This window comes from Maricaulis sp. (genome assembly GCF_048268525.1).
In the GTDB taxonomy this organism is placed as follows: Bacteria; Pseudomonadota; Alphaproteobacteria; order Caulobacterales; family Maricaulaceae; genus Maricaulis.
Map to the genome: position 1 here is coordinate 16373 of NZ_JBLWVH010000036.1, position 12196 is coordinate 28568.

Consider the following 12196-nt stretch of genomic DNA (forward strand, 5'->3'; position numbering starts at 1 on the left):
GAAGGTGCAGCATGACCCGGATGCGTGGCCCGTGGACAGTGCATGATGACCGTGAGGTCTATCGCAATGACTGGGTGAGTGTGACCGAGCATGCGGTCACCCGTCCGGACGGGAAGCCGGGGATCTATGGTGTGGTCGGGTTTGCCAACTACGCCCTGGCGATCCTGCCTGTCCTCGCTGATGGCCGCATTGTCCTGGTGGGGCAGCATCGCTTCCCGCACGACCGCTATAGCTGGGAAATTCCGGAAGGCGGTGGTGCCCTGGATGCCGACCCTCTCGACGGCGCTGTTCGCGAATTGCGCGAAGAGACGGGATACCAAGCGACAAGCTGGCGCGAGGTGCTGCGCATGGATCTGTCCAACTCGGTCACCGATGAGACCGCGATCGGCTATCTGGCCACCGGCCTGGTGCCGGGCGAGGCCGAACCGGAGGGGACCGAAGACCTGCTCACGCGGGAACTACACTTTTGTGATGCGCTCGACGAGGTGGTCTCGGGTCAGATTACTGACGCCTTGACGGTGGCGATGCTGTTCAAGGCATACTACATGGCCCGGGAGGGTGAGCTGGACGCCGATCTGGCCGCTGCCATGCTGGATCAAGGCGCGAGGAGAGCGTGATGTCACTCAGCCAAGTCGAAGAACCTGTCGAAGCCCGGACCGGCATCGAGTCCATCTGGGCACGGCTGCGTGTCGAAGCTGCGTCGGCGGCCGCCGAGGAACCAATCCTCGCCAGCTTCCTGAACGCCGCCATTCTGCGTCACGACAAGTTCTCGGGAGCCCTGGCCTACCGTATCGCCGCCAAGCTGGCCGATGCCCAGCTGGACTCGATGCTGGCTCGGGACGTCGCCGAGGAAGCGTTGGCCGGTGATCCGGACATTGTCCAGCAGGCCGCTGCCGACATGATTGCCATCGACGAGCGCGACCCCGCCTGTCTTTCCCTGTTGCAGCCCTTCCTCTACTTCAAGGGTTATCACGCCCTGCAGGCCCACCGGGTGGCGCACTGGCTCTGGAATGAAGGCCGTCAGACGCTGGCCTTCCACCTGCAAAGCCGGGTCGGCGAACGTTTCGGCCTTGATATCCACCCGGCCGCCCGGATCGGTCGGGGTGTCATGCTCGATCATGCGACCTCGGTCGTGATCGGCGAGACGGCCGTTGTGGGCGATAATTGTTCGATCCTGCATGAAGTGACCCTGGGCGGTACGGGGGCGGCCCATGAAGACCGTCACCCGAAGATCGGCAAGGGCGTCCTCATCGGGGCCGGCGCACGGGTGCTGGGCAATATCACCGTCGGGGATGGTGCCCGCATCGCAGCCGGATCGGTCGTGCTGAATCCGGTTCCTGCTGGCTGCACCGTTGCCGGTGTGCCGGCCAAGATCGTCGGCAGTTGCTGTGACGAGCCCGCGAAGAGCATGGACCAGAGCCTGCCCCAAGGCTCCGGCTGAGCGCGCATCGTATGCGTTTCGGCATCGTGCTCGGTCAGCATCTGACTGGACGTGCCCCCCCTGCATGGGGTTAGTTGGCGCCGACTTCGAATCCCCCGACCGGAGAATGATCCCGTGAACAAGAACATGACCATGCTGGAAGCTGCCAAGCTCCAGATGTTCCTGCAGGCCAAGCTCAACCCGGAGATGGTCGTGCAGTGTCGCAACCGTCCTGATGAGTGCGCCGAAATCCATATTGGCGATGAGTGCCTCGGCGTCGTCGCCAAGATCATCGATGAGGGCGAGACCTCATACTCGTTTGAAATCACCATCCTGGATATCGACCTGGAAGATCTTTGAGCGAAGTAACGTCTCCTGTCCTCGAGGTCCGCAATGTCTCCAAGACCTATGCGGGCCAGGTCGAGGCCGTGCGGGGCGTCTCGCTCACGGTTGAGAAAGGTCAGCTCCTTGTCCTTGCGGGGGCATCGGGGTGTGGCAAGACCAGCCTGCTGAAAATGATCAACCGCCTCGAGGAGCCCTCAGGCGGTTCGATCATGTTTGGGGGCAAGGATATTGCCGGCGAGGACGCAGTCGCGTTGCGCCGCCGCATCGGCTGGGTCATGCAGGGCGACGGGCTGTTTCCCCATATGAGTGTCCGCCGCAATGTCGGGCTGATCCCGGCCATGGCCGGGCAGGATGCGGCCCGGGTCGAATTGCGGGTCCGCGAGATGCTGGACATGGTGCGTCTCGACCCGCACGAATTCGGTGGCCGTATGCCGGGTGAACTGTCCGGCGGTCAGCGACAGCGGGTCGGGTTCGCCCGCGCCCTGGCCGGGCGCCCCGAACTGGTCCTGATGGACGAACCTTTCAGCGCCCTTGACCCGATCACACGCGACGCGTTGCAGCAGGATTTCAGGGATTTGCAAGGCGAACTCGGCTTTGCGGCCGTCATGGTAACCCATGACATGGCCGAAGCCCTGATCATGGCCGACGAGGTCGCGGTGATGCGTGACGGCCGCATCATCCAGCAAGGCGCGCCGCATACATTGATGCACGCGCCGGCCGATGATTATGTGTCCGACCTGCTTGAAACGCCGCGTCGCCAGATGCGGGCCATCGCGGAGCTAGCGCAGTGAGCAGCAATCTCGCCGAGCGCTGGGCTGAACTGCCGGACCTTCTTGCCGGACACATGTTGTTGTCGCTGGCGGCCATCCTGGTCGGCCTGTCGATCAGCCTGCCGCTGGGGATACTGGCCGCATCCAGACCCCGCCTGGCGGCGGTCGTGCTCAACGCGGCCAGTGTTGTCCAGACCATTCCCGGCCTCGCCCTGTTGGCCCTGATGGTGCCGCTTCTGGGCGGGATGATCGGTTATGCGCCAGCCTTCCTGGCGCTGATGCTCTATTCGATCCTGCCGATCCTGCGGAACACGATTGTCGGGCTTCAGGGCCTTGATCCGGTTGTGCGCGAGGCTGCCCGCGGCATCGGCATGACGCCGCGTGAACAGCTGTGGCAGGTAGAGCTGCCGCTGGCCTTGCCAGTCATTGTCGCCGGATTGCGCACGGCGGTGGTTTGGGTGGTTGGCGCGGCGACGCTGGCAACGCCGGTCGGAGCCTCCAGCCTGGGCAATTACATCTTTGCCGGCCTGCAGACCCGCAATTGGCTGTCTGTCCTGTTCGGCTGCCTGTTTGCCGCCGGGCTGGCGATCGCGCTGGACCAGATAATCCGCCTGCTGGAAGTCGCCGCCCGGGACCGCCGCAAGGGGCTGGCGGTCGGTGTCGGCGTCGCGCTTTCGGCGCTGGTCGTCATCACCATCGCACCGCGCTACGTGCCGGCCGCTGTGTTCCGGGGGGCTGGGCCGGTCGTGGCGGTTCAGGTCGGGGCCGACACTCTTGCCGATCAAACTGTTGTGGTTGGCGCCAAGGCTTTCACCGAGCAATACATTCTTGGTTCATTGATGCAGACGCGTCTGGAAGCGGCCGGCGCTCGCGTAGAGCGTCTCGACAATCTGGGTTCGACAATCGCGTTTGATGCCCTGCGCACGGGCGAGATCGACGTCTATATCGACTATACCGGCACGATCTGGGCGACGGTGATGAACCGTCCCGAGCCGATCAACCGCAATGCGATGCTCGCCGAGATGACCGGCTGGCTGTACGCCGAACATGGTATTCTGGCGCTGGGCGGGCTGGGATTTGAAAACGCCTACGGGTTTGCCATGGCCCGCGACCGGGCCGAAGCGCTGGGCGTTGACAGCCTCGCCGACCTTGCGGCCCGGGCCGAAAATATGAGTGTCGGCGGCGATGCGGAGGTCTTTTCCCGGCCCGAATGGGTGAACACTCGCGACCGCTACGGCCTCGGAGCGATGCAAACCCGCGCCATGGATGCCGCCTTCATGTATGGCGCGGTCCGGGACGGCCAGGTCGACATGATCTCCGCCTATACGACTGACGGCCGCATTGCGGCGTTTGACCTGCTGGTCCTCGCCGACCCGCTCGCGGTGTTGCCGCCCTATGACGCGGTGATCCTTCTGTCGCCCGATGCGGCGGCCAACCCGGCCTTGGTCGAGGCGTTGTCCGGCCTGATTGGTGCGATCGACAGTGAAGCGATGCGTGAGGCCAATCGCCTTGTCGATCTGGATCGTCAGACGCCGGACCAGGCGGCAGTCTGGCTGTCGGACCAGTTGTCGGCCGGTGCGGGAGACAATCAATGAGTGGCTATGTCGGTGCTGGCCGTCTTCAGGACGGCGAATGGTTGATGCGCGCCTGCATGGTGCTCAACAAGGACCTGCCGCTCGGGGCCGAGCCCTATACCGAAATGAGCCAGTTGAACCGGATCTGGGCGACCCAGTCAGCGGAATTTGACCGGCTGCTCGCCCTGATCGACCCGGAAGGTGATATCGACCAGTCCATTTTCCCGGTCCTGGCTTTCTTCGATCCGTCGGAAGGCTGGCCACTGGATATCATCCTGGCGGCGATGGCCGCGCTGGGCGTGTGGTTGTTCCTGCCGGACTGGTATGGCGTGGCCGAATACCTGGCCTATCTGCTGATCGCTGCCTTCGTGGCGATCCAGTATTTGCGGGCCCGGCGGCTTCGCGAGCGGGCCCGGGCCGAAATGATCAAGTTGGGCCTCGACCCTGACGCGCGGCACCCTCTGACACTGCGGATCCTGGTCCGCTATCGCAGGAAGCCCGTCACGCTGCATTGAGCTGCGACAGCCGGACCGCCCGGCTGGAGAAGGAAAAGGGCGCGAAGCTGGTTAGCTCCGCGCCCAAATCAATGCGTGGATTGTGTCTTTTCTGGTCAGTCGCTGCGGCTCAGAGAACCGTCAGCATGGTCGCCACGAGTGGGTGACGGACAATGTCTTCGGCGGCCAGGCGGCAGACCGCGATGTCGTCGAGCTCTTCCATCTTGTCGGCGATCTGGGCCAGGCCTGACATTTCCGGCAGGAGGTCGGTCTGGGCCGGGTCACCGGTGACCACCATGGTCGAGTTCCAGCCCAGCCGCGTCAGCAGCATTTTGAGCTGGCCATAGGTGCAGTTCTGGGCCTCGTCGACGACCACGAAGGCATTGTTCAGGGTGCGGCCGCGCATATAGCCGATCGGCGCGATCTCGATCAGGCCCTCGGCCATCATGGCCTTGAGCTTTTTCGGGCTGAGCCGGTCGGCCAGCGCGTCGTAGAGCGGTCGCAGATAGGGGGCGAGCTTTTCTTCCATGGCGCCGGGCAGGAAGCCGATCGACTCGCCGGCTTCGACAGCGGGGCGGGACAGCACGATGCGGCTGACCTGTCCGGCCTCCAGCGCCTCGACCGCCTTGGCGACGGCAAGGAAGGTCTTGCCGGTGCCGGCAGGCCCCAGGGCGAGCACCAGATTATGGTCCTCGATCGATTTCATCAGGACGGCCTGGCCATCCGAGCGTGGTTTCACATTCTTGATGAAACGCTGGTCCCGCATCGGCTCCTTGGCGTCGGGCGACCAATTGGTACCGGGAAAGAGAGCACGAACCTTTGTTTCTTCGGACTGATAGTGTGCCGTGTTGAACTCGGCACGCTGGCGACGTTTGACGATACGCTTACCCATGGCTGGAACCTCCACACATGAAAAACCCCTCGGCCGGAAGGCGAGGGGCGAAGACACATTGCAACGAAAACGATTCGAGGGACTCGAAGGGCAGGGATCCGGATGAACCGGATGATCCTGGCGGGCTGGGTCGCAGACTGCTCATACCGTCTACCCGGTGCCTCCCTTGGAGTTGCCGAAACGATGCGAGGCCGGATGGGCAGGTCTCGAATCGCGGTTACAGTGTCAGTGTAACCCGGTGAAGAAGATCTGAACGACCGTGTCGCGAATAATTCACGCAAAAGATAGTGGGAGACCGAAATGGCGATCTATGCATTGGGCGATTCGAGTCCGACCGTGCCGGGAGCCGATGAGTTCTGGGTCGCCGAGAGTGCCGAGGTCATCGGTCGGGTCGTTCTCGAGCCGGGCGCCAGTGTCTGGTATGGCGCCATCATCCGCGGTGACAATGATCCGATCACGATCGGCGAGAATTCCAATGTCCAGGACGGCGCGGTCCTGCACACAGATGAGGGCATTCCGCTGACCATCGGCAAAGGTGTCACCATCGGCCATCAGGCCATGCTTCACGGCTGCACAATCGGCGATGGCTGCCTGATCGGCATCGGCTCAACGATCCTGAACGGGGCGAAAATCGGCAGGAACTGCATCGTCGGCGCCCATGCCCTGATTACGGAGGGCAAGGAGATACCGGACAATTCACTGGTTGTCGGGGCGCCGGGCCGGGTAATGAAGACGCTGGGGCCGGACATGGCCGAAATACTCAAGGCGTCGGCCGATCACTACGTCGCCAACTGGAAACGGCACAAGGCCGGTCTGCGCCGGATTGACTGAGGCAAAGGTGGTGCCGGCCCTACCTAGTGGGCGCGGCTCCACAATTCGCGGATATTCTGGTCGGCATCCCGTCCCAGATTGAACCAGGCCGCGCGATCATGCGAGGCATCGATCACGAGCAGCTTGTCCTCGCGTCCCAGAATGTGACTGAGTTCGTTGCGCAAGACGGCCGATGTGGTCGGGCCGCGCAGCAGCCAGACATTGCCGGTGATCGCTTCCAGATCGCCATAGGCGGTCAGGGCCTTGTGAAATTCGGCACCATTCTCCGACTGGATCTCGGCTATGACGACAAAATTGGCCGGTCGGGCGCCGGGCGTGACGCGCTTTTCCGGTTCCGGTGAGGCTTTCGATTCGCCAAGCCACTCACGGAAATCGTCGATGTCCGAGGCTTGCTGCCACAGACCGTCACGTTCCGGGCAGACGTGGGAGTGCGCAGCAATGCGCCCTTCGCCAACGAAGGCTTTCATCTGCTGCGGGGTATAGGGGCCGTAGACACGACCCTCGACTTTCACAAACCAGGACATTGCGATTCCATCATCGCGAGGCATTTCGGATCTCTTTTGCACTTTGCTACGTACCGCCTATCACCCTCATACGGCAAGAATCGGGCCGCAGATGGGGATGACCCCGAATAGGCGAACAAATTGGCGATCAGTGACTCATCTATGCTGCTTCATGGCCCGTGGACGAGGCTTCAGGCGGATCGAACACGACCGCGAAGCCATTGTCCAGAATGCGCGCCACACGTCCTGACATTTCCCCGACACGCAGACCCTCACCAACCCGCGGGCGCTCGAGGCATTCGAACGCTGCGCCGGTGACAGACACGTCGACGACATTGGCCTGGATGACCACACCGTCGGACAGCACGACGCGGGCCCGGCCACGTCCCGGCCGGCGCGGAGCGGTGCGATCTTCTTCCAGTCCAAGGCGATCCTTGTTGAAACGCCAGGTGATGGCGTCGGCCAGCTTGTCGCGTTTGCGCAGCGGTGCATTGAAGCGGATCGAGATCTCGTCGCCGTCCTGGCGCACGACCTGACCCTCGACCCGGCCGATCGAGGTGATCATCAGGACGATACGGGTGTCAGCGGCTATTTTCAGGCGGGCGATGACGCGGGCGCCACCGGGAGAAATGTCGATCAGTCGGCAGGCATGTTCGCCATTGGCTTCCGACCAGAACCGGCCGTGCAGCTGCAATGGCATGCGGGCATGACGGCGGCGCTCCTGCGCGCCGCGTGCGGCAATCTTGATCTTGCGTCGGTCGAGCCGGCCGGGTTCGTCATTCATCGCAATGACCTCCTGCGAACCGGCACACTAGTCCCAAGGCGTTAAAAAGGTTTTGTCATCATTGGTCGTTTGCGACCTTTTGAGCAGCGCCCCCGGAATCGATCGCGAGCCCCGGAAACACCCGGTCTGGCAGGGCCGGAGGGTGGATCTCCCGCAGTGTCGTACGAACGGCGGGGCGCCCCTTGAAGGCTTCGGTCGAGTCGAGGGGCTGAAACAGGCCCAGCGTGCGATCAATGGCCCCGGACGGGCCGCGCAGGGGCAGGAACGAGATTTCGACGGGCAGCTGGTGCATGTCGAGACTGGAGGCGCGGGCGATCATCGACGCCGGGGCGGCACCGGTGATGGACGCCTCAAGGACCGTCTGCACGTGTATGCGGTCATGGCCCTGCCAGAGCGACAGGAAATTCTGCTCGCGGAATTCACGTTGATAGAGGTCGCACAGATGGGTGCCGGCGAGCCGGAAGATGTGGTGTTGCGGATCGGCACGCCAGAGGATGAACACATAGCCCAGCAGGCGCGCGATATCCTGCGGTTCGATATCGGCACGGTGAGGCGCCGCGCCGCCCTGGCGTCGGGTCTGCCAATAGGCGTGCAGGGCTTGTGATTGCGCATGGCGCATGAATGTCTCCACTCGGTCCGTCAGGTTGGGACGTGGCACACCGGCCGACGTTGCTGCCTGCCCCGCTTCAAGATCGGGGCCATACCCCTGAGGCGGGAAAGCGGTCTGACGGCATTCTTCGGGCGCGCGAAACCGGTGGTCTGATCGCGGGCGCAAAACTGGCCCTGTGCTTGCAAGGCAGGGGGCAATACGTAAGGAGCACCACCATGCGCGTTTCAGCCCGGCACGCCTTTTTGATCCCCGCGACCGCTGCGTTCGCCCTGTTCGCTGCCCCGGCATCGGCCGGCGGCGGTGGTGGTGGCGGCAATGGCGGTGGCGGCGGATGCTGCACCCCGCCTCCGCCTCCGGCCTGTTGTACCCACGGCGGTGGACACACGGTCAATGTTCCGAACATCAATATCCATGGCGGCAATATCAATGTCGGCGTCAATGTCTCGACGCGGGTCAATGTGAACACCAATGTCAACGTCAACGCCTCGGCCAACGCCAACGCCAGTGCCGGTGCGCGGGCTGGCGCCGGGGCGGTGACTTTCATCGGCGGCGGTTCCTACACGCCGATGACCACAGCGCCGGCCGCGACCGCGATCACCGGTCTCAATGTGGTCGGTGTCGAGGAAGAGACCGAGTACGAGTATTACGAGGAAGAGCGCACCCGCTGGGTCGAGGAATGGCGGGTCGTCCGCTCGGTCTGCGTCGACGACAACGGTACGCCGCACCCGGCATCTCGGGTCGATGCCGATGACCGTGTCGGCGCGACTTTCGACGGCGAAATCTTCCGCTGCATGGCCGGCACGGCGATGCAGACCACAATCGGTTGGGTTCGCGATGGTGTCTATGATTGGGACGATGCGCCGACCATCATGTGCCGCAAGGGCGAGGCCCTGCGCCACGCCGCCGGCGGCACCCTGCGCTGCGAAACCCAGATTCCGCGCCGCAATTGCAATGAACGCTCGCTCCTGCGCATGCACGGTCCGGGCGTGAAAATGGTCTTCATGCGCCGTGAGGAACGCTATACCGAACGCGTCCGTCACGAAGTCGAGCGCGAACGCCGCCAGACGGTCTCCATGACCCTGATGCTGGATGGCGGTGTCGGCGGCTATCGCTGATCGCGCTTTCGGGAAATCATCATCCACTGACTGCCCCGGCCTGGTTTCAGGTCGGGGCATTTTTTGTCCGGGTCCGGGCCAGTGTCCCGCCGGCCATCCGGTTGGGGCCGGAGGCGGGCGGGCCGATCGCTCAGACCCGCTCGCGCAGCCACAGGCTGGCAATCACCTTGACCCCGGTGGATACCGGCTCGCCGGCATGCAGGCTGGCTTTGTGGCAGCTGCCGTCGGCGTCAACATTGTCAAAGCTGAGTCCGTCACCGCGCTTTCCGGTCCAGCGCACGTCGAGACGCGGGAAGACGGTATCGCCGCCGGCAAATTCCTCGTTCAGGCGGACCAGCGACGTCGCGACGCGTTGGCCGCGCCGGGCAATGTCCTGCGCGGCTTGGCCGTCGGAATCGAGAATGAAATCGAAATGCGCCCGGTATTCCTCGCCGGGGCGGTAGACGATAACCGCCAGCGCCTCGCCGTGGCGTGGCGGGTGGCCGGAGAGCGCGGCCATGCGACTTTTGATGGCCCAGGAGACGAGGTCCATCGCCTGCTCAGGCATCGGAGCGGTCAGCGAGCTGCGATAGGGATCCTTCTCGATCTGACCGGTCTTCGGATTGATGATCTGGGCCGGCTTGAGCAGCGGTGCCACGCCCACCGTCAGATAATCGCAGGCGCTGGGAGCCAACACCCCCGGCCAGCGATCAATGCGGGGACTGTCATGGAGTCGGTCCGGCGTTCCGGCCGGGGCCTCCAGCGCCGTGGCCAAACGCGCCAGGCAGTCATCGGAGGAATCCGGCGAAGCCATGCCGGCGCCGCCCGATTCTGCCGGCAGCTTGGCGCAAAGATGTATCAGGCCGCCCGCCATCGGATGGCCGGACTTCGCCAGCCCCGGGCCCAGCGTGTCGAGACAGGCAAAACGTTCGCCGGCCTCGAGGGATTCGCGCATCAGGGCAGCGATTGCCAGGCCGGAGCCGGCCTGGCCCGCCTGTTCCAGCCAGGCCCGGCCGGCAGAGGTCTCGCCGCAGATAATGGCCAACAGGCCGAGCTCCGTCAGGGCGACCCAGTCGCCGGCATCCGCCTGAGCCATCCTGTCGGCCAGCGCACCCGGCCAGTCGGCCCTGTCGGCGCCGATCCCGGCGGCACGGAAATAGGCCCGGTGCCTGTCGCGCATCCCGCTGCCCGGGGCAGCATCCAGCGCGGCGCGGGTGCGAGCGGCAAAGTCCGCCTTCGCTTCCGGCAGCCCGCTCAACTGGACGAGCAGGCCCATGGCGGTGTCGTCACCGCTCCGTGTGGCCGTCTCGGCGGTGTCGAATGCCGCCTCGTGCCGACCGGCATGCCAGTCGTTCAGGGCCGTCTGTGCGGTCTGGCTGGCTGTTGGATTTGTATCGCTCATGGAGCCCAGTTTAAGCCATGCTTTTCAAAGCAGGCCAAGCGCAGCTATGCGGTTGACCGTACACGGATCGCAGCTTACACACGCGCTCCCGGCTCACACCGCCCACCAGTGGCGCTGACCCGGAACACCCTGATGCGGGGTGGAGCAGTCCGGTAGCTCGTCAGGCTCATAACCTGAAGGTCGTAGGTTCAAATCCTACCCCCGCACCCAAAAAGACCCGCTAACTCAACGAGTTGGCGGGTTTTGCTTTTTGGGGTTTTGCCCGGTCTACGGATTTGGAAGCATATTGGAAGCAGGTGAGGGCGTTTCGGGCGCGCTGGTGACCGACTTCTGGGATTGCGGGGGAAGATGCTATGTTCGCTTCGGCGCAAAAGCGGATATGGCCTTTCGACCGAGTGCCGAGTTCAGCGGATGTTTGCGGTGTTGGTTTCACCGCTTAAAGCGCGAATGATGCGCACAGTGCCAGATAGGCGCTGCTCTTTGTCGCTGATCAGAGAAATGGTGCCCGGCTGGCGAGCCGGAATGTCATCGCGCTGTACAGCACGCATCGCCCTCCTGAATGGGCGGGCATGGCACGGTTCCATAGGAGCAGAAGACGCAGCAATCACCTGGCTTCGGTTTCAGCAGCGTGCTGCATGACGGACAGTCCCAGAAGAACTGGCAGGCGTTCGTCGGCATCTCCAAGTCGGCGTGTACGCCGCCACAATGGGGACAGGTGAGGGTTGATTTGAGTTGGATATCAGCCATCGGACTTAAAAGAGTGCTCCCATTGATCAATCGCACCAATCGGCCCGGGACATTCGTGATCGCGGGTTTCACGCCCTGCTATCCGGCCAACCAATATCGGTATTGCGCGCATCTCGCATCCGGGCGTTCCGAAAAGAGCAGCCAGGAGAAATGAACCACCAAGGTGAAGATAGACATAGATATTGAGCCAATAGGCGGTCGACCAAAGCTGTGAATTGATCCACTCGCCGGATGATTGCCAGCCGACAACCGCGGCGCCGATCAACAAGCCCGTTGCCAGCAGTCGAGGCCAGAACCCCAACCGCAAGCCCAGTCCAATGTTCAACGTGTACGGGGCCAGATAGATGGCAAACGCCGTGAGCCCGATCACCCAGGCATTGGTCAGGGCATCCATCTCGCCGAAACGGAACAGTTGGGCCGCCCAATAGATTGCGCCTGCGCCGAAGATCAGGCGTGAGAGGCGACCGACAAGCCCCGGCGGCGGTAGCGTTCCTGCACCGCGAAACTGAAAGGTCGGCGAAGATTGGGTCATATCAACCTCTAAGCCAGTCCAACAGCCAGCTTTGCAATCGCATCTCGTAGTTCGGCAGGATAAGCGACACGGCGAGAAATACCGCGCCAACAATCCACCATATCCAGAATATCCGGCCCGGGCTTCCGCGCCACAAAGCCAGCGTCAGCGAGAACGCGAGCATGCCGGTCGCCCCCCAAGCGAACCAATCCTGCCAGC

Annotated in this window: 16 protein-coding genes, 1 tRNA gene and 1 pseudogene; 9 read left to right on the top strand and 9 right to left on the bottom strand. The window is 63.4% G+C overall.

What is annotated here, in order from left to right:
• Window positions 1-11: 11 nt before the first annotated feature.
• The 6 genes from ACN0X9_RS14530 to ACN0X9_RS14555 all read left to right on the top strand — a co-directional run bounded on the left by ACN0X9_RS14530 (window position 12) and on the right by ACN0X9_RS14555 (window position 4624).
• On the top strand, window positions 12-617 hold the full coding sequence (locus ACN0X9_RS14530) for an NUDIX domain-containing protein (RefSeq protein WP_417488291.1): 606 nt from the start codon (window positions 12-14) through the stop codon (window positions 615-617).
• Window positions 617-1441 (top strand): serine O-acetyltransferase, encoded by an 825-nt coding sequence (cysE, locus tag ACN0X9_RS14535; protein WP_417488292.1) that lies wholly within the window; start codon window positions 617-619, stop codon window positions 1439-1441. The genes ACN0X9_RS14530 and cysE overlap by 1 nt, the downstream gene beginning before the upstream one ends.
• Window positions 1442-1555: 114 nt before the next feature.
• Window positions 1556-1780: a DUF3126 family protein gene (locus ACN0X9_RS14540; RefSeq protein WP_011643008.1), complete on the top strand. Its 225-nt coding sequence runs from the start codon at window positions 1556-1558 to the stop codon at window positions 1778-1780.
• Window positions 1777-2556 (top strand): ATP-binding cassette domain-containing protein, encoded by a 780-nt coding sequence (locus ACN0X9_RS14545; protein WP_417488293.1) that lies wholly within the window; start codon window positions 1777-1779, stop codon window positions 2554-2556. The genes ACN0X9_RS14540 and ACN0X9_RS14545 overlap by 4 nt, the downstream gene beginning before the upstream one ends.
• Window positions 2553-4130 (top strand): glycine betaine ABC transporter substrate-binding protein, encoded by a 1578-nt coding sequence (locus ACN0X9_RS14550; RefSeq protein ID WP_417488294.1) that lies wholly within the window; start codon window positions 2553-2555, stop codon window positions 4128-4130. The genes ACN0X9_RS14545 and ACN0X9_RS14550 overlap by 4 nt, the downstream gene beginning before the upstream one ends.
• Window positions 4127-4624, top strand: coding sequence for a hypothetical protein (locus tag ACN0X9_RS14555; protein ID WP_417488295.1), 498 nt, complete (start codon window positions 4127-4129; stop codon window positions 4622-4624). Before ACN0X9_RS14550 ends, ACN0X9_RS14555 begins: the two co-directional genes overlap by 4 nt.
• A 109-nt stretch (window positions 4625-4733) precedes the next feature.
• Here ACN0X9_RS14555 and ACN0X9_RS14560 read toward each other — a convergent pair whose 3' ends face one another.
• The gene (locus ACN0X9_RS14560) at window positions 4734-5495 is read right to left on the bottom strand and encodes a PhoH family protein (RefSeq protein ID WP_417488296.1); all 762 of its coding nucleotides are present in this window, start codon (window positions 5493-5495) and stop codon (window positions 4734-4736) included.
• A gap of 300 nt (window positions 5496-5795) precedes the next feature.
• On the opposite strand from ACN0X9_RS14560, the gene ACN0X9_RS14565 reads away from it, so the two are divergent.
• Entirely contained in the window at window positions 5796-6326 is a 531-nt protein-coding gene (locus ACN0X9_RS14565; RefSeq protein WP_417488297.1) for a gamma carbonic anhydrase family protein, read from the top strand.
• A 23-nt stretch (window positions 6327-6349) separates the two neighbouring features.
• Here ACN0X9_RS14565 and ACN0X9_RS14570 read toward each other — a convergent pair whose 3' ends face one another.
• The 3 genes from ACN0X9_RS14570 to ACN0X9_RS14580 form a co-directional block, all read right to left on the bottom strand.
• Window positions 6350-6874 (bottom strand): DUF4339 domain-containing protein, encoded by a 525-nt coding sequence (locus ACN0X9_RS14570; RefSeq protein WP_417488298.1) that lies wholly within the window; start codon window positions 6872-6874, stop codon window positions 6350-6352.
• Window positions 6875-6989: 115 nt separating this feature from the next.
• Window positions 6990-7613 (bottom strand): PilZ domain-containing protein, encoded by a 624-nt coding sequence (locus tag ACN0X9_RS14575; RefSeq protein WP_417488299.1) that lies wholly within the window; start codon window positions 7611-7613, stop codon window positions 6990-6992.
• Between the two features lie 58 nt (window positions 7614-7671).
• Window positions 7672-8232 (bottom strand): PAS domain-containing protein, encoded by a 561-nt coding sequence (locus ACN0X9_RS14580; RefSeq protein ID WP_417488300.1) that lies wholly within the window; start codon window positions 8230-8232, stop codon window positions 7672-7674.
• A 206-nt stretch (window positions 8233-8438) separates the two neighbouring features.
• On the opposite strand from ACN0X9_RS14580, the gene ACN0X9_RS14585 reads away from it, so the two are divergent.
• On the top strand, window positions 8439-9338 hold the full coding sequence (locus tag ACN0X9_RS14585) for a hypothetical protein (RefSeq protein ID WP_417488301.1): 900 nt from the start codon (window positions 8439-8441) through the stop codon (window positions 9336-9338).
• 130 nt (window positions 9339-9468) lie between these two features.
• Here ACN0X9_RS14585 and ACN0X9_RS14590 read toward each other — a convergent pair whose 3' ends face one another.
• Window positions 9469-10719 (bottom strand): prolyl hydroxylase family protein, encoded by a 1251-nt coding sequence (locus ACN0X9_RS14590; protein WP_417488302.1) that lies wholly within the window; start codon window positions 10717-10719, stop codon window positions 9469-9471.
• Between the two features lie 133 nt (window positions 10720-10852).
• Here ACN0X9_RS14590 and ACN0X9_RS14595 point away from each other — a divergent pair.
• A tRNA-Met gene (locus ACN0X9_RS14595) sits at window positions 10853-10929 on the top strand.
• Between the two features lie 194 nt (window positions 10930-11123).
• Here ACN0X9_RS14595 and ACN0X9_RS14600 read toward each other — a convergent pair.
• The 4 genes and pseudogenes from ACN0X9_RS14600 to ACN0X9_RS14615 all read right to left on the bottom strand — a co-directional run.
• Window positions 11124-11267: a hypothetical protein gene (locus ACN0X9_RS14600; RefSeq protein WP_417488305.1), complete on the bottom strand. Its 144-nt coding sequence runs from the start codon at window positions 11265-11267 to the stop codon at window positions 11124-11126.
• The gene (locus tag ACN0X9_RS14605) at window positions 11245-11466 is read right to left on the bottom strand and encodes a GDCCVxC domain-containing (seleno)protein (protein WP_417488303.1); all 222 of its coding nucleotides are present in this window, start codon (window positions 11464-11466) and stop codon (window positions 11245-11247) included. The genes ACN0X9_RS14600 and ACN0X9_RS14605 overlap by 23 nt, the downstream gene beginning before the upstream one ends.
• The gene (locus tag ACN0X9_RS14610) at window positions 11459-11998 is read right to left on the bottom strand and encodes a hypothetical protein (protein ID WP_417488304.1); all 540 of its coding nucleotides are present in this window, start codon (window positions 11996-11998) and stop codon (window positions 11459-11461) included. Before ACN0X9_RS14610 ends, ACN0X9_RS14605 begins: the two co-directional genes overlap by 8 nt.
• A 1-nt stretch (window position 11999) precedes the next feature.
• A pseudogene (locus ACN0X9_RS14615) lies at window positions 12000-12196 on the bottom strand (hypothetical protein); the annotation flags it as partial.